Consider the following 18705-nt stretch of genomic DNA (forward strand, 5'->3'; position numbering starts at 1 on the left):
GACCACCCCCCACGTCACCCGCCCACCTCCGCCAGCAGCACCCGCACGTGCTCGACGAGGCGGCCCGCCAGGGCCTCGTCCCACTCACCCGAGCCACCCGGACCAGCGGACGACCCGGCCGCCGTGCCCCGGACCCGGTCACCGAGCATCCGCCGCTCCGCCGGGCTGAACTCGGTCACGGCCCGGCGCAGCAGGGGCAGCGCGGCCTCGAAGTCCGCACCGGGCAGGCCGGTCAGCCACTCGTCCACCACGCCGAACAGCCTGGGATCAGCGGTGAGCAGCGCCGCCGAGCCGCGCAGGAAGCCCGCCACGAACGCCGTGGCCCCCGTCGAGCCGGAGCCCGAACCTGAGCTGATCGAGCCGGTGCCGGTGCCGGTGCCGGCCAAGCCCGCCGAGCCCGAGCCGATCAAGCCCGAGCCCGCCGCGCCCGCGCCTGCCGAGCCCGAACCCGAGCCAGCGCCTGCCGGGCCGGAGCCCGCCGAGCCGGACTTCGCCGAGCCCGTGCCTGCCGAGCCCGTGCCCGTCGAGCCCGTGCCCGTCGAGCCCGTGCCCGTCGAGCCCGAGCCTGCCGCCCCTGTGTCTGCCCACCTGCCCCGACCCGCCCCGGCCGCACCCGCTGACACCGCCCGGTGCAGGCGTGCGGCGACCGCGTCGGAGTCGAGCACGCCGGTCTCCCACAGCAGCCGGGTGGCCCGGCCGGTGGGGAGGCCGTGTGCGTCGGGCATCGCGACCAGTGAGCGCAGGGCCCGTTGCCAGGTGTCGCGGTGTTCGTCGTCGGCGGCCAGGCGGACCGCGTCTTCCGCGCCGTCGATGGCTTTGAGGGCTCGTTCGGCCGTGTTGTCGTCCACGCCCCGGCACGCCAGCGGCAGGCCGACGGCGCCGCGGGCGAGCAGGCCGTGCAGGGCCACGCGCAGCAGGTCGGGGTCGGTGCCCCGGACCGAGCCGTAGCGGACCGTGGTGGCCAGGTTCGGGAGGGCGGTCAGCAGTTCGAGCGCGTCGGTGGCTGCGGCGGCGCAGCGGTCCAGGGCTCGGCGTGCCGCGGTGACCGCCTCGGGGATCTCGCAGCCGACGGCTCGGCTGAGGACTTCGGCGGCGTCGACCACGCGGGTCGCCTCGTCGGCGTGCGTGGTCAGGACCTGGCGGGCGGCTGACTCGACCGTGGTGCCGTGGCGGGCGGCCACGGCCAGGGACACGGCGAACTCCGGCTGCCAGTGGAGCTGCCACGCCTCGGCGAACGTGCCCAGGGTGCGCGTGGCGTCCGGAGTGCCCCACGGGACGTCCAGGACGTCCAGGCGGCGCAGGAGCTTGGAGCGTTCGCGGTCGGTGTCCTTGCGCAGGTCCAGGCGGATCGCCTTGCGCGTGTCCGGGGGCGGCATCCGGAGCTTCCGCCGCAGGCGGGTCAGGTCGGCGGCCAGGGGGGAGGTGGGCACGCCGTCGCCCACCTCGCCCAGGCGTTCGCTGATGACCAACTGGTCGTGGACCAGGCGCAGCGGGGTCTCGTCACCGCCGCACAGGACCGCGAGCGCCGCCTCCATCACCTCGGCCAGGCCGGGGGACGGGCGGCCGCGCAGGGCCGCGAGGGTGTCGGCCAAGCGGACCGCCTCCACCGCGCTCGCCGTCGACGCCGGGAGGTCCTCGGCCCGCAGCACCGCGCACGCGCGGGCGAACCAGCGCGGCACCGCGTCGCCCCGTTCGGCGCACTCCCACAGGTGCGCGTACCAACCGGGTGAGGCCACGCCCGCGCCGTAGCCGGAGGCGGCGGCCAGGCGGCCGTGGCTCCACGGCACCCACGTGCCCGAGATCTTCTTGCGCGGCAAGCCCTTCAGGGCGGCGACGTCGACGGCGGCGGGTGGGAGCGTGCGCAGGGCCGGGACGTGCCAGGCGCCGGCTACGACGGCGATCGGGCCCGGGAAGTCCTTGAGGGCCTGGCGCAGGTTCTGGCGCATCGCGGCCTCGCGGCGCAGGGTTCGCGCATCGACCTGGTCGGCGAACTCCTCGCGCAGCGCGGACATCGCCTCCGCCACGGCGCCCGGCAGGTCCGCCGGGTCGGTGTGGTGCTCGACCACGTCCTCCCACCAGCGCTCCGGGTCGTCGAAGCCCGCTGCCTCGGCCAGGACGCCCAAGGGATCCAGAGCCGCCTGGATTTCCTGCTGGATTTCCTGGGCGGGTACGTCCCCGGGCAGGGCGGAGGGCGGATCGGAGGGCGGATCGGAGGGCAGGGCGGAGCTGTCGGGGAGGGGGGACTCGGGGGCGAGGGCATCGTCGGAGGAGTCGGGCCGGGCAGAGGTGGGAAGGGGAGAGGTGGGAAGGGGAGAGGCGGGGGAGGCCGGCAGGGGAGAGGCGGGCAGGGAATCCGGTGAAGCGGGAGAGGCAGGGACGGGAGCGGCAGGGGTGGGGCCGTCGGCCAGGGACGCGGCGGCCGGCAGGTCGAAGAAGCGGACCGGGACGTCGTGCTCGTGGGCCCACGTCAGCGCCCGCCACTCGGGCGAGAACCCGGCGAACGGCCAGAACGCCGCCCGCGCGGGATCCGCCTCGTCGTGCAGCAGCAGCGCCACCGGCGGCGTCAGCCGGGGCACGTGCGGCAGCAGGGCGTCCCCCTCCGGCGGCCCCTCGATCAGCACCACCTCCGGCCGCACGGCCTCCAGCGCCGCCACGACCATCCGCGCCGACCCCGGACCGTGGTGCCGGATGCCGAGCAGGGTGACCCGCTCGGGCAGGGGCTGCTCGCGCGCCATCAGCCCACCAGGTCCCGGCACGCCCGGTACAGGTCGCGCCACTCGGACCGCTCCTTGACCACCGCCTCCAGGTACTCCTGCCACGCCGCGGTGTCCGACACGCGGTCCTTCACCACGGCCCCGAGCAACCCCGACGCCAGCTCGTCCGCGGTGATCCGACCGTCGCCGAAGTGGCCGGCCAGGGCCATGCCGCTGGTCACCACGGAGATCGCCTCGGCCGTGGACAGGCTGCCGCTGGGCCGCTTCAGCTGGGTCCGGCCGTCCACCGTGGACCCGTTGCGCAGTTCGCGGAAGATCCGCACGACCCGGCGCACCTCCTCCAGCGCGGGCGGCTCGGCGGGCAGCTCCAGCGCCCGGCCCAGCTGCGTCGCGCGCGCCGACACGATCTCGACCTCCGCGTCCTCGGTCGCCGGCGGCGGCAGCACGACCGTGTTGAAGCGGCGGGCCAGCGCCGACGACATCTGGTTCACGCCCCGGTCCCGGTCGTTCGCCGTGGCGATCACGGTGAACCCGGGCACGGCCTGCACCCGGATGCCCAGCTCCGGCACCGGCAGCATCTTCTCCGACAGGACCGTGATGAACGAGTCCTGCACCTCGGCGGGCATCCGGGTCAGCTCCTCGATGCGCGCGACCGCGCCGGTGCGCATCGCGGTCATCACCGGGCTCGGCACCAGCGCCGCCTCGGACGGCCCCTCGGCGATCAGCCGCGCGTAGTTCCAGCCGTAGCGGACCTGGTCCTCGCCGGTGCCCGCGGTGCCCTGGACGACGAGCGTCGAGTTTCCGCTCACGGCCGCCGCCAGGTGCTCGGACAGCCACGACTTGGCCGTGCCGGGCACGCCGACCAGCAGCAGCGCCCGGTCGGTGACCAGCGTGCCGACCGCGACCTCCACCAGCCGCCGGTCGCCGACGTACTTCGGGGTGATCACGGTGCCGTCCGGGGTGCGGCCGCCGAGCACGTAGGTGACCACGGCCCGGGGCGACAGCCGCCAGCGCGGCGGGCGCAGCCGGTCGTCCGAGGCGGCCAGGGCGGCGAGCTCGGCGGCGTACTGCTGCTCCGCCGCGGGCCGCAGCACGGTCTCGCTGGTCACTGGCTTTCCTCCCGGTGGTTGAACGCCTCGCGCAGCTGCACCCGCAGGCGCAGGACGTCGAGGTCGACGGTGTGCTCGGGCCACCGCTCGGTGATGCGGTCCCAGTTCGCGCCGAGCACCTCGGCGTCGCCCCGGGAGAGCAGCACGGCGGGCGGCCTGCCCGCGCGCCACTTCGGGGCGCGGGCCGCCGCGTAGCGGTCGAGCAGGTCGGCGGTGGCCCGCGGGCTCCACGGCGAGGGCAGCTGGGAGCAGGCGTGGTCGAGCAGGTCGTAGTTCCACTGCCCGGACACCTCGACGACCGTGCGCGCGGCCAGCTCGGCGGGCAGGCCGGCCAGCATCTCCAGCTGCTCCATGCCGGTCAGCGCGCGGGTGGCCGCGACGGCCCACGGCCGGGCGTCCTCGGCGAGCCGCAGGTTCTGCGCCACGCCGCGCAGCAGTTCGCCCGCCCACACCCCGCGCGCCAGCTCCGCGGCCGCGCCCTCGTCGTCGGTGCCCAGGCGGTTCGTCCAGTGCCGCGGCGGCACGCTCGCCGCCGCGCCCCGGATGCGCCCGGCCACGCCGGTCTCCGAACCGTCCTTGAGCAGGTCGCGCGCCTCGTCCGGCTCGGGGTGGGACTCGGTCCACAGCTCGTCGGTCTGCACGTCGAACCCGTCGGCGGTCAGCCACAGGCCCCGGTGCAGGCGGTCGGCGGCGCGGTCGGCGAGCCCCGACGCGGGCAGGGTGCGCAGCAGGCGCAGCGCCTCGTCGTGCACGCCGATCGCGCGGTCGTCCAGGGCGCGTTCGAGGAGCGGTTCGTCGTCCGGGCCGAGGTTGGTCTCCAGGGCGCCGACCAGCACCTGGCGGTCGGTGGCGCGGCGCTGCCGGTCGAACTGCGCGGCCAGGAACACCCGGGTGCCCGCCGGGTCGCGGGTGCGGGCGCGGCGCAGCGCGGCCGACCGGGCGGCGCCCGGCAGGTCCAGGACCTCCGCCAGGGGCACGTCGCCGCCCTCGTCGTCGGTGGCGGCCCACGCCCAGGCCGGCCGCAGGCCCGCCAGCCACCGGCCCCGCGCGCCGAGCACGGCGGTGATCGCGGGGCGCAGGCCGGGGTGCGCGGTGCCGAGGCCGAGCAGGGCGGGCAGTTCGCGGTGGTCGGCCACCGCGTGCGCGGCCTTGGCCAGGCCGCACCACTCGGTCAGCAGGACCTGGTCCTCCAGGGCCAGGACCTGCACCAGCACGCCCCGCGCGAGCCGGTGGACCGGCACGTCGCCGGACGCGGGCGCCGGGTCCAGCGGCGGCGCGTCCACGACCGGCGGCAGGTGCGCGGCGTGGGCGGCCAGGCCCAGTTCGGCGCACCGGTCGAGCAGGTCGGCGGGCGCGGCGCCGGACCGCCGCGCGCCGACCAGGAGGGCCTGCACGGTCTCCTGCCAGGCGTCCCGGGTGCTCATCCGACCACCTCCGGCGCCCCGCCGGGCAGCGCGACCGCGCCGAGCCGCAGCTCCCGCCCGTCCCACAGCCCCCAGGCGTCGAACACCCCGCCGCCGGTCACGGCCAGCGCCTGGTCCAGTCCGAGGTCGGCCCGCACCGGCACGCCGCGCCCCTCCCCGTCGACCAGCCGCGCGGTGTCGCGGGTCGGCCGCACCGAGGCGCAGCCCAGCGGGTGCAGGCGCTGCCACGGGTCGGCCCTCAGCGGCTCCTCCAGGCCCGCCAGCGCCTCCCGCCACGTCCCCGGCGCGGGCACCGGTCCCGGCGGCCGCTCGACCAGGTCCTCGCCCACCGCGACGCGGCGCGGCGGCGCGCCGGGGTAGGGGTGCAGCACCCCCCGGACCCGCACCCCGTGCGCCAGCGGCGCCACCGGTCGCGCCCCGCCCCCCGCGTGCCGCACCGCCACCACCCAGCCGTGCGCGCGCCCCCACACCCACTGCCGCACGGTGCGCACCAGGCCGTCGTCCGATTCGAGCCTCAGCAGCGGCACCCAGTGGTCCGACCAGCCCGCGCCCGCGCGGACCTCCTCCTCGGTCACCGGGAACCCGATCCGGCCGCGCACCACGTCGGCCAGGCCGGGCGAGTCCGCCAGCCTGGTCAGCAGGTGCAGGCCGCCCAGCCGGTCGGCGGCGTCGTGCGCCCACGCCGGCCCGCCGGCGGCGACGAGCCGGCGCACCTCGTCGACGGCGGAGGCCAGCCCCCCGGCCTGCGCGTCGACCATGCGCGCGCCGATCGAGCGCCACCACTCCGCGTCGCGCGCGGGCAACCCCGCGATGCCCGCGTCCGCCACGTCCGCCAGCCAGTCGGCCAGCCCGGTCACGCCCGCGCGCACCGCGTCCCGCCGCGCCAGCGCGGTCTTCTCCCTGGCCCGCGCCCGCCGCGCCACGGCCTCCGGCGAGTCGTCCGCGGGGGCCGCGGCGACCTCCGCGCGCCGCCGCCGCGCCAACCACTCCGCCACCCACCCGGGCGGCTCCGCGACGGGCAGCGGTTCGCGCGCGTGCCGCAGTTGCAGCGCGAGCGCGTGCTTGCACGGGAACTTGCGCGAGGGGCACGAGCACTTCGACGCGCGGTCGCCCAGGTCGACGGACACCTGGTAGGGGTGCGCGCCGCTGCCCGCGCACAGGCCCCACAGGGCCGTGTCGTCGCGACCCGTCCCCCGCCAGCCGGAGGAGCCGGCCAGCCGGGTGGCGCTGCTCGCCACCCGGCTGTCCGGCGCCAGCTCCAGCACCGCACGCGCGTCCATGCCGGCAGACGTTAGGGCCACCCACCGACAAAGGTGGATCAATCCAGGTCAGGCCCCCGGCGGGCCCAGGACCAGGCGTACCCCGGGTCCTCGGTGGCCAGCGCGGCCTCGCCCAGCTCCAGCGGGCGGAAGGTGTCCACCATGACCGCGGTCTCGTCGAACCGCTCCGCGCCCAGCGACGCCTCCACCGCGCCCGGCTGCGGCCCGTGCGTGCAGCCCGACGGGTGCAGCGACAGGGAGCCGAGGCCGATGCCGGAGCCCTTGCGCGCCTCGTAGTCGCCGCCCACGTAGAACATCAGCTCGTCCGAGTCCACGTTCGCGTGGTTGTAGGGCACGGGGACGGCCAGCGGGTGGTAGTCGACCTTGCGCGGCACGAACGAGCACACCACGAAGTTCGGACCCTCGAAGGTCTGGTGCACGGGCGGCGGCTGGTGCACGCGGCCCGTGATCGGCTCGAAGTCGCGGACGTTGAACGCCCACGGGTACAGGCAGCCGTCCCAGCCGACCACGTCGAACGGGTGGTTGGCGTAGGTGAACCGGGTCAGGCCGGCGCGGTGCCGCACCAGCACGTCCACGTCCTCGCCGTCGACCAGCAGCGGTTCGGCGGGGCCGCGCACGTCGCGCTCGCAGTACGGCGAGTGCTCCAGGAACTGGCCCTTGTTCGACAGGTAGCGCCGCGGCGGCCCGACGTGCCCGGTCGCCTCCAGCACGAGGATGTCCATCGGCTCCCCGGGCACCACCCGGTAGGTGCAGGAGGTCGGCAGCACCACGTAGTCGCCCTCGCCCACCGGCAGGGCGCCGTAGATCGTCTCGACCACGCCCGAGCCGGTCTGCACGTACAGCAGCTCGTCGCCCGCCGCGTTGCGGTAGAGCGGGCTGGGCGCGGACGCGCGGACGAACCCGACGACCACGTCCGCGTTGCCGAGCAGGGTGCGCCGTCCGGTAACCGCGTCGGTGGCGTCGTCCCAGGTCAGGTCGGGTGTCTTGAAGTGGCGCGGCTTGAGCGGGAGGTTCGGCGACAGGGCGCCGCGGTGCTCCTCCACGGTCACCGCGTCGACGATCGCCGTGGGCAGGTGGCGGTGGTAGAGCAGCGCCGAGTCGGCCGAGAAGCCCTCCACGCCCATGAGCTCCTCCGCGTACAGCCCGCCCTCCGGGGTGCGGAACTGCGTGTGGCGCTTTCGGGGGATCTCACCCACCTGCCGGTAGTACGCCATCGTCCACTCCACGCGTTCGATAATCGGACATCTTTGTTCATTGGCCGGTCGCCACTAGCGTGTCAGCCGTGTCAAGCGCCTTCGAACTCCGTGCGCCCGGTCCACGCGGCACTCCGCCCCTGCTGGCGAGGCTTGTAGACGACGCCGCCCTGTTCCCCCCGGGGAACGCGTCGATGCCCGACGCCGTGCGCGGCCACCTCGACGCGCGCGCCGGGGAATGGGCGGGAGCCGTGGGGCTCTTCCTGTGCCCCGCGTCGCGGCTGGCCGAGCTGATCACCGAGCTGATCAAGGTCAAGCCGGTGAAACCGGTCGCCCTGTCGCTGGTGATCGACACCGGGCTGGGCGGCGTGCCCAAGGCCGTGTCGATCGTCGAATCGCGCAGCGAACTGCTGGCGCTGCGCATGGTCGAGATGCCCGCCCCGTCCGACGTGGACGAGGTGTGGCTGGAACGCGTCTCGGAATTCGTGCCCGAGGACGTCATCCGGGTCGTCGAGCCGCGCCGGGGCGGTGAGGGCTGGCTCGACGGCGTCCGCCGGGTCATCGAGCACGGCAGCTGGCCCAAGCTGCGCTGCGGCGGGCTGAGCCGGGAGAACTTCCCCGGCGTCGACGAGGTCGCCGACTTCCTGGCCGTGGTCAGCGGCGGCGGGGTGGCCTTCAAGGCGACCGCCGGCCTGCACCACGCCGTCCGGCAGACCGACCCGAAGACCGGCTTCACCCACCACGGGTTCCTCAACCTGCTGGTGGCCACCGCGCGGTCGCTGTCCGGCGGCGACGTGCGCGCGGCGCTGGCCAGCACGGACGCGGCGGCGCTCGGCGAGGAGGCCGCGGCGCTGTCCGACCAGGCCGCCCACGCCGTGCGCGGCGTGTTCGCCTCCTACGGGTCGTGCTCGCTCGACGAGCCGATCACCGACCTGGGGGAGCTGGGCCTGCTGTGAGCTGGATCGACGACCCGGCGTTCACGCCGGACGGGCCGTTCGGGCCGCAGACCCTGCCCTACGGCGTGCTGCCGGCCGGCGTCGCGGTGCGGGTGGGGGACTCCGCCCTGCCGCTGCGCGGGCTGGCCCTGGGCGAGCGCCTGGAGCCGCTGGTGGCCGGGAACTCCCTGGACGCCCTGCTGGCGGCCGGGCGGCCCGCGTGGAGCGAGCTGCGGGCGCGGCTGGTGGAGGTCGTCAACGCCACGGCCGCGCCGCGCGGCGCGGCGCTGGTCGGCCTGGACGGAGCGGTGCTGCCGTTCACCGTGGCGGACTACGTCGACTTCTACTCGTCGCGCCACCACGCGGAGAACGTGGGCCGCATCTTCCGGCCCGACGGCGACCCGCTGCTGCCCAACTGGACGCACCTGCCCGTCGGCTACCACGGCCGCGCGGGCACGGTGGTCGTCTCCGGGACGCCCGTGGTGCGGCCGCACGGCCAGCGGCGGTCGTCGTCCGGACCGGTGTTCGGGCCCTCCGGGCGGCTGGACATCGAGGCCGAGGTCGGGTTCGTGTGCGGCGGGCCGGTCGCCTCGCGGCTGACCCCGTCGCGGGCGGCCGACCACGTGTTCGGGGTGGCCCTGGTCAACGACTGGTCCGCGCGCGACATCCAGGCGTGGGAGTACCAGCCGCTCGGGCCGTTCCTGGGCAAGTCGTTCGCCACCTCGGTGTCGGCGTGGATCACGCCGCTGGAGGCGTTCGCGGTGGCCCGGGTGTCACCGCCGCCCCTGGGCAACGACGTGCTGCCCTACCTGCGCGAGGAGCGCTCCTGGGGCCTCGACATCGCCATCGAGGTCGAGTGGAACGGGACCGTGGTGTCCCGGCCGCCGTTCCGCGAGATGTCGTGGACCTTCGCGCAGCAGCTCGCGCACCTGTCGGTGAACGGCGCCACGGTCCGGCCGGGCGACCTGATCGCCTCGGGCACCGTGTCCGGCCCGGCCCGCGACGAGCGCGGCTCCTTCCTGGAGCTGAGCTGGGGCGGCGCGGAACCGGTCCGGGTCGGCGACGGGGAGCGCACGTTCCTGGAGGACGGCGATACCGTGCGCCTCACCGCGACGGCACCCGGCGAGGGCGGCTCGGTCGTCGGGCTGGCCGAGGTGGTCGGCACGGTCGCGCCCGCCGACGAGGGGCGCGGCGTTGGTCAGACCTGACCCCCGCGGCCGGCTGCCCGCGCCCGCCTCCAAGGAGAGCTCGCTGACCCTGGAGCGGGGCCTGGCCCTGCTCCAGGCGGTGGCCGACGCCGAGTCGGAGGCGCCGTCGATCAGCGAGCTGGCCGCGGCCATCGGCGCGTCGCGGGCCGCCGTGTACCGGCTGCTGGTGCCGCTCCAGTCGCGCGGGCTGGTGCGGCGGGAGGGCTCCAAGGTGCGGCTCGGGCTGGGCGTGCTGCGGCTGGCGTCCAACGTGCTGCCGCAGCTGCGGCTGGCCGCGCAGCCCGCGCTGCGGGTCCTGGCCGAGCAGGTGGGCGCCACCGCGCACCTCACCGTGGCCGACGGCACCGAGGCGCAGGCGGTGGCCGTGGTGGAGCCCTCCTGGACGGCGTACCACGTGGCCTACCGGGTGGGGTCGCGCCACCCGGTGCACCGGGGGGCGGCGGGCAAGGCCATCGGGCTGTCGCCGGAGGGGCGGCAGTGGGTGCACTCGACCGGGGAGTTGCAGCCGGGGGCGTTCGGGGTCGCCGCGCCGGTGCGCGGCGTGCCCGGGTTGCGGGCCAGCGTGGGCGTGGTGGCGCTGGAGAAGCTGGACGGCGACGTGGTGGGGCCGCAGGTGCTGCGGGCGGCCCAGGAGGTCGCCGACGCGTTGCGGTGAGGCTCGGCGGGGTGCGCCGGACACCGGCGCGGCTCCCGGCCCCGCGGGCGCCGGGGGCCGCACCGGCGGGGTCCTCGGGGGCGGGGTCCTCAGGGGCGGGTCCTCAGGCGACCAGCGCCTGCCACAGCGCGACCAGCGCGAACCCGGCGAACACGAACCCGCTGACCCGCTGCACCAGCCGCGTCGGGATGCGGGACGCGAGCTTGCGGCCCACCAGCACCGCGATCGCCGCCACGGTGGTCAGCGCCAGGAACGCGCCCAGCCCCACGAACACCGGCGTGCCGTAGCGCGCCGCCAGACCCGCCGTCGCCAGCTGGGACGCGTCGCCCCACTCGGCGGCGAACAGCACGCCGAACGAGGTCAGCGCCGCCCGCAGGAACGTCACCTGCCCCAGTCCGCCGGACGCGGAGTCGGTCTCGTCGTCGTCGCGTGAGAAGCCCTCCTTGAGCAGCAGGAAGGCGCCCACGCCGAACAGGACCGCGACCACGCCCGCCACCACCCGGTCGGGCAGCAGGGTCAGCACGCCGCCGAACGTCGCCGCCACCACGCACTGGACCGCGAACGCGGCGGTCACGCCGGCGAACACCGGCCACGCCCGGTAGCGGGTGGTGAGGACGAGGGTGGCGACCATGGTCTTGTCCGGCAACTCGGCCAGGAAGATGATCGCGAACGCGGTCGCGGCCGCGATGAGCTCAGGTGCCACGGGATGTACCTCCGAGGGGTGGGATGACCCGGACGGAGGCAGCACGACCCCGACCGGGCGTGGTGCACTGCCCGGCCGGAGGTCTCGTTCGCCCTCGTGAAGACGGGTGAGGGACCGGATCCCGGAGGATCAGTCTGTCGATCGCCTCGCCTCGACCCGCGCGGGGTCGAGGGAACTACTCCCCTCTGGCGCCACCATCGTAACCGGGGGCGGGGTCGGGGGGAATGTGAGCGCACCCACGGGGGTGGCTCACGGCCAGGGGCCGCCGTGGCACTGCGGGCCGCCGGAGGCGGTGGCGGAACCGGTCGCGTCGGTGACCACGACCTGGACGTTGATGACCGCGCCGCGCGGGCAGGTGCGCTGACCGGTGAACGTCCGGTCGTTCAGCGAGGGGACGGGGGAGCCGTTGACGTACCACCTGATCGTGGCCGGCGCGACGGCGTCGTGGTAGGCGAAGCAGTGGTGCAGCGAGCCGCCGCTCTCGCAGTTCAGGTCCACGGACGTGACGGCGTTCGCCGGTGGGGCGAGGGCGGCCGACGCGAGGGCGGCGAAGGACAGGGCGAGCAGGCTCCGTCTCACGGGGGACCTCCAGAGGCCGGGGAACCGGGACCCACGACGTCAGTTGGCGCATCGCCGCAGCTCAGCGGCCATTCCGGGGACAGGACCTAGGTCCCGTCCCCGACGGGACCCACGTACCTGGGAACAGGCTGCTCCGGGGCCTAACTTCGAGCCGTGGACGTTCTCGACCTGGCGCGGTGGCAGTTCGGCATCACCACCGTCTACCACTTCCTCATGGTGCCGCTGACGATCGGCTTGTCGCTGCTCGTGGCCACCATGCAGACCGCCTGGGTCCGCACGGGCGACCGCAGGTACCTGGCCATGACCAAGTTCTGGGGCAAGCTGCTGCTGATCAACTTCGCCATGGGCGTGGTGACCGGCATCGTGCAGGAGTTCCAGTTCGGCATGACCTGGAGCGCCTACTCGCGGTTCGTCGGGGACGTCTTCGGCGCCCCGCTGGCCATGGAGGGCCTGGTCGCGTTCTTCGTCGAGTCGACCTTCCTCGGCCTGTGGATCTTCGGCTGGGACCGCCTGCCGAAGAAGGCCCACCTGGCCTGCGTCTGGGCGTTCTCGCTGGCCACGATCGCGTCGGCCTACTTCATCCTGGCCGCGAACTCGTGGATGCAGCACCCCGTCGGCGTCGAGATGGCCGACGGGCGGCCGCGGCTCACCTCGATCTGGGCCGTGCTGGGCAACAGCACCGTGCTCGCCGCCTTCCCGCACACGGTCTTCGGGGCGTTCGCCGTCGCGGGGGCGTTCCTGGTGGGCATCGCGGCGTGGCGCCTGTGGCGGCGTGCCGAGGAGGGCCGGACCGATGAGGAGGGAGCGGTCTGGCGCGCGTCGGTGAAGCTCGGCACGTGGGTCGGGGTGGCCGCGTTCGCCGGCCTCGCGGTGAGCGGCGACCTCCAGGGCAAGCTGATGTTCGAGCAGCAGCCCATGAAGATGGCCGCGGCCGAGGCGCTGTGCCACACGGAGCGGCCCGCGTCGTTCTCGGTGTTCGCCGTGGGCGACGTGAGCCGGCCCGACTGCGAGGACGTCAAGAGCGTCACGGTGCCCGCGCTGCTGTCGTTCCTCGCGCACGGCGACTTCTCCACCGAGGTCAAGGGCATCGAGGAGCTGGTGCCGCTGTACCAGGAGCGGTACGGGGCCAACTACCCGGTGGACGAGCGGCTGGGCGAGCTGTCGGGGCAGCCGATCGACTACGTGCCCAACCTGCCGGTCACCTACTGGGGCTTCCGGCTGATGATCGGGTTCGGCGCGGCGGGCGCGGCGGCGGGCGTGCTGGTCCTGTGGCTGACGCGCGGCGGCCGGGTGCCGCGCGGCCGGTGGTTCCCGTGGCTCGCGCTGGGCGGCGTGGCCGCGCCGTTCCTGGGCAACAGCTCCGGCTGGATCTTCACCGAGATGGGCCGGCAGCCGTTCGTGGTGGTGCCGAACCCCGGTGGGGTGGACGGGGTGTGGATGTTCACCGCGCGGGCCGTGTCGTCGTCGACACCGGGGGAGGTGTTGACGTCGTTGATCTCCTTGACGCTCGTCTACGGGGTGCTGGCGGTCGTCGAGGGGTTCCTGATCCGGCGGTACGTCCGCGCGGGTGTCGCGGGCGTGCTGCCGGACCGGGACCCGGACCGGACCGGGGACCCGGGCGGGCCCGGGGAGAAGAAGGACGACGACGTGCTGTCGTTCGCCTACTGAGAGCGGGGGAGCCGTGGAGACGCTCTGGTTCTGCGTGATCGCCCTGCTGTGGCTGGGCTACCTCTTCCTGGAGGGTTTCGACTTCGGCGTCGGGATGCTGCTGCCCGTGCTCGGGCGCGACGAGACCGAGCGCCGGGTGCTGATCAACACCATCGGCCCGGTGTGGGACGGCAACGAGGTGTGGCTGATCGTGGCGGTGGGCGCGACGTTCGCCGCGTTCCCCGACTGGTACGCCTCGCTGCTCAGCGCCACCTACCTGCCGCTGACGCTGTTCCTGCTCGCCCTGATCGGGCGCGGGGTGGCGTTCGAGTACCGGGGCAAGGTCGACTCGGCGCGGTGGCGGCGGGCCTGGGACGCCGTGATCGTCACCGGCTCGTGGACCGCCGCGCTGAGCGTCGGCCTGGTCCTGTCGGCGACCGTGTTCGGCCTGCCCCTGGACGCGGCGGGCGACCGGGTCGGCTCGCCGTTCGCCGCGGTCCGCCCGGAGACGCTGCTCGGCGCGGTCGCCGTCGCCGGGTACTCGCTGGTGCACGGCGCGGTGTTCCTGGCCCTGAAGACCGAGGGCCCGGTGCGGTTCCGCGCCCGCGGGCTGGCGCTGCGGGTCGCGCCGGTCGCGCTGGTGCCGCTGCTGGTGCTGCTGCTGACCGTGCAGCTGAGGTTCGGCAGCGCGTGGACGTGGGCCGCGTCGACCGTGGTCGCGCTGGCGGTCCTGGGCGCCTGGGGGCGGCTGGTGCTGGGGCGCGAGGGCCAGTCGTTCGCGCTGATGGGCGTCGCGGTGGCGGCGACCGTGGCGGCGCTGTTCGGCGCGCTGTACCCGAACGTGCTGCCGTCCACCCTGGACCCGGCGTGGTCGCTGACCGTGTCCGGCGCGGCGTCGAGCCCCTACACGCTGACCGTGATCACCTGGGTGGCCGCGTTCGGCACCCCCGCCGTCCTGGTCTACCAGGGGTGGACCTACTGGGTGTTCCGCCGGCGGATCGGCACCCGGCACATCCCGCCCGTCCACGTCGTCCCCTCGGGCGACCGCCCCGCCGGCCAGGGGTCATGAGCTTCCCCGGAGCCCCTTCCGCCACGAAGCCGGGGAAAGGCCCGCTCGGCGCGCTGCCCGCGCTCTCGCGTTCGGCGCGCCGGGCGTTGGCCGTCTGCGCGGCCCTGGCCGCGGCCACGTCCGGCGCCCTGGTGTGGCAGGCCGTCGCGCTGGCCGACGCCCTGGTGGCGGGCGGTTCGCTCGGGGTACTGGCCGCCGCCGTGGTGGTGCGGGCGCTGCTCGCGTGGGCCACCGAGTCGGTCGCGGCGCGGGCCGCCGCGGGCGCCAAGGAGGAGCTGCGCGCCGCGGTGCTGGACCGCGCGCTGGGGCTGGGGCCGTCGTGGATCGTCGCGCGCGGGCCCGCCGAGCTGGCCGTGGTGGCGACCAGGGGCCTGGACGCGCTGGACGCGTACTTCACCCGCTACCTGCCCGCGCTGGTGACCACCGCGGTGGTGCCGGTGCTGGTCGGGGCGTGGATTTTGTGGACCGACCCGACCTCGGCGTTCCTCATCGCGGTCACCCTGCCGCTGATCCCGGTGTTCGCCGTCCTGATCGGCAGGTTCACCTCGGCGCGCGTGGCCAAGGCGGCGTCGGCGCTGGAGCGGCTGTCCGGCCGGCTGGCCGAGCTGGTGCGGGCGCTGCCGGTGCTCACCGCGTTCGGGCGGGCGGCGGCGCAGGCCGGGGCCGTGCGCGAGGTCGGCGAGCGCTACCGGCGGGCCACCACGGGCACGCTGCGGGTGGCGTTCCTGTCCGCGCTGGTGCTGGAGATCGCGGCGTCGCTGTCGGTGGCGCTGATCGCGGTCGGCATCGGGCTGCGGCTGGTGTCCGGCGAGATGACGCTGGTCGTCGGCCTCGTCGTGCTCATCCTCGCGCCCGAGTGCTACCTGCCGCTGCGCGCGGCGGGCGCGGCGCACCACGCGTCCGAGGACGGCGTGGAGGCCGTGCGGCGGGTCGCGGAGATCCCGGAGCCGCCCGCGCCCGCCGGTTCGCCGCGCGTTCCCGGGGTGGAGGTGCGCGACCTGCGGGTGCGGCGGCGCGGCCGGTTCGCCCCGGACGGGGTGAGCTTCCGGGTGCGGCCCGGCGAGGTGCACCGGCTCGACGCGCCCAGCGGCGCGGGCAAGTCGACGCTGTTCGGGGTGCTGCTGGGGTTCGTGCGGCCCGACGGCGGGTCGGTCTCGGTGGACCGGGACGCGATCGCGTGGGTGCCGCAGCGGCCCGCGTTCGCCGGGCGCACGGTCGCCGACGAGCTGGAGCTGACCACCGGGCGCGTCGACCTCGACGTGCTGGCCTCGGTGGCGGCCGACCACCTGGTGGCGCGGCCGATCGCGGAGCTGTCGACCGGCGAGCGGCAGCGGGTGGCCGTGGCGCGGGCGCTCACGCGCGTGCGGGACGGCGCGTCCGTGCTGCTGCTGGACGAGCCCACCGCCCACCTCGACCCGGCCACGGCGGCGAAGGTCGTGGCGGCGGTGGAGCGCGCGGCGGCCGGCGGGGCGGCGGTCGTGCTGGCCAGGCACCGGTCCGTCGAGCGGGCCGAGGAGGTCGGGGCCGGGCGGCGGGTGGAACGGCTGCCGCGCCGGGCGGCGACCCCGCGCACCCCCCGGCCCACCGCCCGGCTGCTGGCCGGCGCGGCGCTGGGGGCGGCGGCCGCGCTGAGCGGGGTGGCGCTGACCGCGCTGGCGGCCCACCTGATCGCCAGGGCGGCCACCCAGCCGCCGATCCTCACGCTGTCCGTGCTGGTCGTGGGCGTGCGGACGTTCGCGCTGACCAAGGGCGTGCTGCGGTACCTGGAGCGGCTGGTGTCGCACGACGCCGCGTTCCGGCAGGCCGGGGCGCTGCGGGTCCGGCTGTGGCGGGGCCTGCGGCCGGGGCGGGCCGACCTGACCAGGCTCGTGGACGACGTGGACACCGTGCGCGACCTGGTGCCGAGGGTGCTCCAGCCGCCGCTGGTGGCCGTGGGCGCGGCGGCGGCCGCGGTGCTGCTGTTCGCGCTGATCGAGCCGCGGGCCGGGGTGGCGCTGGCGGTGGCGCTGCTGGTCGGCGGCACGCTGGCGCCGGCGGTGGCCGTGCTGACCGAGCGCCGGGCCACGGCGGTGCTGGCGCGCGGCCGGCGGGAGGTGTCCGAGCGGGTGCTGACGCTGCTCACCGCCGCGCCGGACCTGATCGCGTTCGGCGCGGACCGGGCGGTGCGGGCCGAACTGGCCCGGCGCGACGCCGCCCTGGCCCGGCTGGCGCGGCGGCAGGCGCTGGGCGCGGGCGCGGCGACCGGGGTCGTGCACCTGACCACCGGGCTGGCCGCCGCGGCGTGCGTCGGGCTGTCCGCCGGCGTCGACCCGCTGCTGGTGCCGGTGCTGGGCCTGGTGCCGCTGGCCCTGGCCGAGGTGCTCGGCGCCCTGCCGGCCGCCGCGCAGCACCGGGCCGCGCTGCGCGAGGCGTACGGGCGGGTCGTCGAGCCGCCCGCGGCGGTGGCCGAGGTGTCGGAGGCACGGGGGATCACGCTCGACGGGGTCGCGCTGCGCTGGCCGGAGAGCGCCGAGCCGGTGCTGGAGGACGTGGCGTTCCACGTGCCCGCCGGGTCGAGGGTGGCCGTGGTCGGGCCGTCCGGCGCGGGCAAGTCGAGCCTGTTCGCGCTGCTGCTGGGGTTCGTGGGGCCCGCCCGGGGCGCGGTCGCGCGACCGGGGCGGGTGGCGTGGTGCCCCCAGGAGCCGATGCTGGTGTCCACCACCGTGCGCGAGAACCTCAAGCTCGGCGACGCGCACGCCGACGACGACCGGCTGCGGTGGGCGCTGGACGTCGCCGGGGTGCGGCTCGACCTGGACACCGCGATCGGCCCGACCCTGCTCTCCGGCGGCGAGGCGCAGCGGGTGGCGCTGGCGCGGGCGCTGCTGCGGGACGGGGACCTGGTGCTGCTCGACGAGCCGACCGCGCACCTGGACGAGCCCACCGCGCGGGCGCTGCTGGACCGGCTCGACGACGTGCTGGAGGGCCGCACGGTCGTGCACATCACGCACCGGTCGGAGGAGGCGGAGCGCGCCGACCTGGTGCTGGAGGTCGACGGGGGCCGGGTGCGGGTGCGGTCCGGGGCCTACCGTTGACCCCCGTGGACCCAGCTCGCGTGCTCGCCGCGTCGACCGAGATCACCTCGGCGGCGCTCGCCGGCGACGACCCGGACGCCGTGCTGCCGCTCGTGGTGCGGCACGCGGTCGAGCTGGCCGGCGCGGACCTCGGGCTGGCCATGATCACCGCGGTCGACGGCACGCTCACCGTCGAGGCGTCCTCCGGCGACGTCGACCCGGTGGGCGTGGTGCTGTCCAGCCGGTCGTCGGCGGCGCGGGCCGCGCGGACCGGCGTGCCCGTGGTGGCCGACGACTTCACCACCGACCCGCGCACCGCGCCGTTCGTGCCCGGGGCGCTGCGCGGGTACGGGCCGTTCGCGGTGGCGCCCTTCGGGACCCGGGAGCGCCGGATCGGGGCGCTGGCGGTGTACCGGCGCAAGGGCGCCGCGCCGTTCCGGCCCGACACCGTGGACGTGCTGGCGGCGTTCGCCGCGCAGGCCGGGCTGGCGGTCGTGCTGGCCGAGGGGTCGACGGCGCGGCAGCGGGTGGCGGTCTACGAGGAGCGGGAGCGGATCGCCCGCGACCTGCACGACGTGATCATCCAGCGGCTCTACGCCACGGGCGTGCAGCTCGACCTCCTCGACCGGCGGCTCAGGCTGGAGGGGCGGGAGGCGCGCCGGCTGGCCGACGCCGTGGACCAGCTCGACCAGACCATGGCGGAGGTGCGGGCCACCGTGCGGGCGCTGCGCAGCGCCGACCCCGGCCGGCCGTCGGACGCCGACCTGGGGCGCTCCGTGCTGGCCGAGGCGCGGACGGCGGGCGAGCTGCTGGGGTGCGAGCCGGAGGTGCGGACCGAGGGCGACCTGACCGCCGTGCCCGCCGACCTGGCCGACCACGCGCGGGCGGCGCTGCGGGAGGCGCTGTCCAACGTGGTGCGGCACTCCGGCGCGCGGCGCGTGGGCATCTCCGTGCGCCGGGGCCCGGACCGGTTGGACCTGACCGTGACCGACGACGGCTGCGGCATCCCGCGCGGGGTGGCCAAGCGCGGGCTGCGGCACCTGGAGGAGCGGGCGCTGGCGGCGGGCGGGGGCTGCGAGATCACCTCGTCGCCCCGCACCGGGACGACGATCGACTGGCACGTGCCGCTGGGCGGCTGA

Annotated in this window: 14 protein-coding genes; 7 read left to right on the forward strand and 7 right to left on the reverse strand. The window is 76.2% G+C overall.

Translation table 11 applies throughout. The features are described 5' to 3' along the window. Nucleotides 1-14 precede the first annotated feature (14 nt). Genes Q5530_RS04580 through Q5530_RS04600 form a run of 5 tightly spaced genes read right to left on the reverse strand, consistent with a single transcriptional unit; the run spans nt 15 to nt 7741 of the window. Entirely contained in the window at nt 15-2777 is a 2763-nt protein-coding gene (locus tag Q5530_RS04580) for a DUF5682 family protein (RefSeq protein ID WP_415360906.1), read from the reverse strand. Beyond that, nucleotides 2735-3823, reverse strand: a complete 1089-nt coding sequence (locus tag Q5530_RS04585) for an ATP-binding protein (RefSeq protein ID WP_415360908.1) — start codon at nt 3821-3823, stop codon at nt 2735-2737. Before Q5530_RS04585 ends, Q5530_RS04580 begins: the two co-directional genes overlap by 43 nt. Then, nucleotides 3820-5247, reverse strand: coding sequence for a DUF5691 domain-containing protein (locus tag Q5530_RS04590; protein ID WP_415360910.1), 1428 nt, complete (start codon nt 5245-5247; stop codon nt 3820-3822). The genes Q5530_RS04585 and Q5530_RS04590 overlap by 4 nt, the downstream gene beginning before the upstream one ends. Next, nucleotides 5244-6527 (reverse strand): SWIM zinc finger family protein, encoded by a 1284-nt coding sequence (locus Q5530_RS04595; protein WP_415360913.1) that lies wholly within the window; start codon nt 6525-6527, stop codon nt 5244-5246. Before Q5530_RS04595 ends, Q5530_RS04590 begins: the two co-directional genes overlap by 4 nt. A 38-nt stretch (nt 6528-6565) precedes the next feature. After that, nucleotides 6566-7741 (reverse strand): homogentisate 1,2-dioxygenase, encoded by a 1176-nt coding sequence (locus Q5530_RS04600; RefSeq protein ID WP_415361172.1) that lies wholly within the window; start codon nt 7739-7741, stop codon nt 6566-6568. A 68-nt stretch (nt 7742-7809) separates the two neighbouring features. On the opposite strand from Q5530_RS04600, the gene Q5530_RS04605 reads away from it, so the two are divergent. From Q5530_RS04605 to Q5530_RS04615, 3 genes are read left to right on the forward strand one after another with little or no spacing between them, the layout of a single operon-like run. After that, nucleotides 7810-8676, forward strand: coding sequence for a hypothetical protein (locus Q5530_RS04605; RefSeq protein ID WP_380632614.1), 867 nt, complete (start codon nt 7810-7812; stop codon nt 8674-8676). Then, entirely contained in the window at nt 8673-9863 is a 1191-nt protein-coding gene (locus Q5530_RS04610; protein ID WP_415360915.1) for a fumarylacetoacetate hydrolase family protein, read from the forward strand. The genes Q5530_RS04605 and Q5530_RS04610 overlap by 4 nt, the downstream gene beginning before the upstream one ends. Beyond that, nucleotides 9850-10518, forward strand: coding sequence for an IclR family transcriptional regulator (locus Q5530_RS04615; RefSeq protein WP_380632609.1), 669 nt, complete (start codon nt 9850-9852; stop codon nt 10516-10518). Before Q5530_RS04610 ends, Q5530_RS04615 begins: the two co-directional genes overlap by 14 nt. Nucleotides 10519-10621: 103 nt before the next feature. Here Q5530_RS04615 and Q5530_RS04620 read toward each other — a convergent pair whose 3' ends face one another. Both Q5530_RS04620 and Q5530_RS04625 read right to left on the reverse strand, forming a co-directional pair. Next, on the reverse strand, nt 10622-11221 hold the full coding sequence (locus tag Q5530_RS04620; protein WP_380632605.1) for a TMEM165/GDT1 family protein: 600 nt from the start codon (nt 11219-11221) through the stop codon (nt 10622-10624). A 249-nt stretch (nt 11222-11470) separates the two neighbouring features. Further along, complete coding sequence (locus tag Q5530_RS04625) at nt 11471-11800, reverse strand: hypothetical protein (protein ID WP_415360916.1); 330 nt, start codon at nt 11798-11800, stop codon at nt 11471-11473. Between the two features lie 153 nt (nt 11801-11953). Here Q5530_RS04625 and Q5530_RS04630 point away from each other — a divergent pair, with 153 nt between their 5' ends. From Q5530_RS04630 to Q5530_RS04645, 4 genes are read left to right on the forward strand one after another with little or no spacing between them, the layout of a single operon-like run. Further along, on the forward strand, nt 11954-13468 hold the full coding sequence (locus Q5530_RS04630) for a cytochrome ubiquinol oxidase subunit I (protein WP_415360918.1): 1515 nt from the start codon (nt 11954-11956) through the stop codon (nt 13466-13468). Nucleotides 13469-13481: 13 nt separating this feature from the next. Then, nucleotides 13482-14516, forward strand: coding sequence for a cytochrome d ubiquinol oxidase subunit II (cydB, locus tag Q5530_RS04635; RefSeq protein WP_415360920.1), 1035 nt, complete (start codon nt 13482-13484; stop codon nt 14514-14516). After that, entirely contained in the window at nt 14513-17587 is a 3075-nt protein-coding gene (cydC, locus tag Q5530_RS04640) for a thiol reductant ABC exporter subunit CydC (protein WP_415360922.1), read from the forward strand. The genes cydB and cydC overlap by 4 nt, the downstream gene beginning before the upstream one ends. Beyond that, nucleotides 17584-18705, forward strand: a complete 1122-nt coding sequence (locus tag Q5530_RS04645; protein WP_415360924.1) for a GAF domain-containing sensor histidine kinase — start codon at nt 17584-17586, stop codon at nt 18703-18705. The genes cydC and Q5530_RS04645 overlap by 4 nt, the downstream gene beginning before the upstream one ends.

The organism is Saccharothrix sp. BKS2 (genome assembly GCF_047689505.1).
Taxonomy (GTDB): domain Bacteria; phylum Actinomycetota; class Actinomycetes; order Mycobacteriales; family Pseudonocardiaceae; genus Actinosynnema; species Actinosynnema lopnurensis.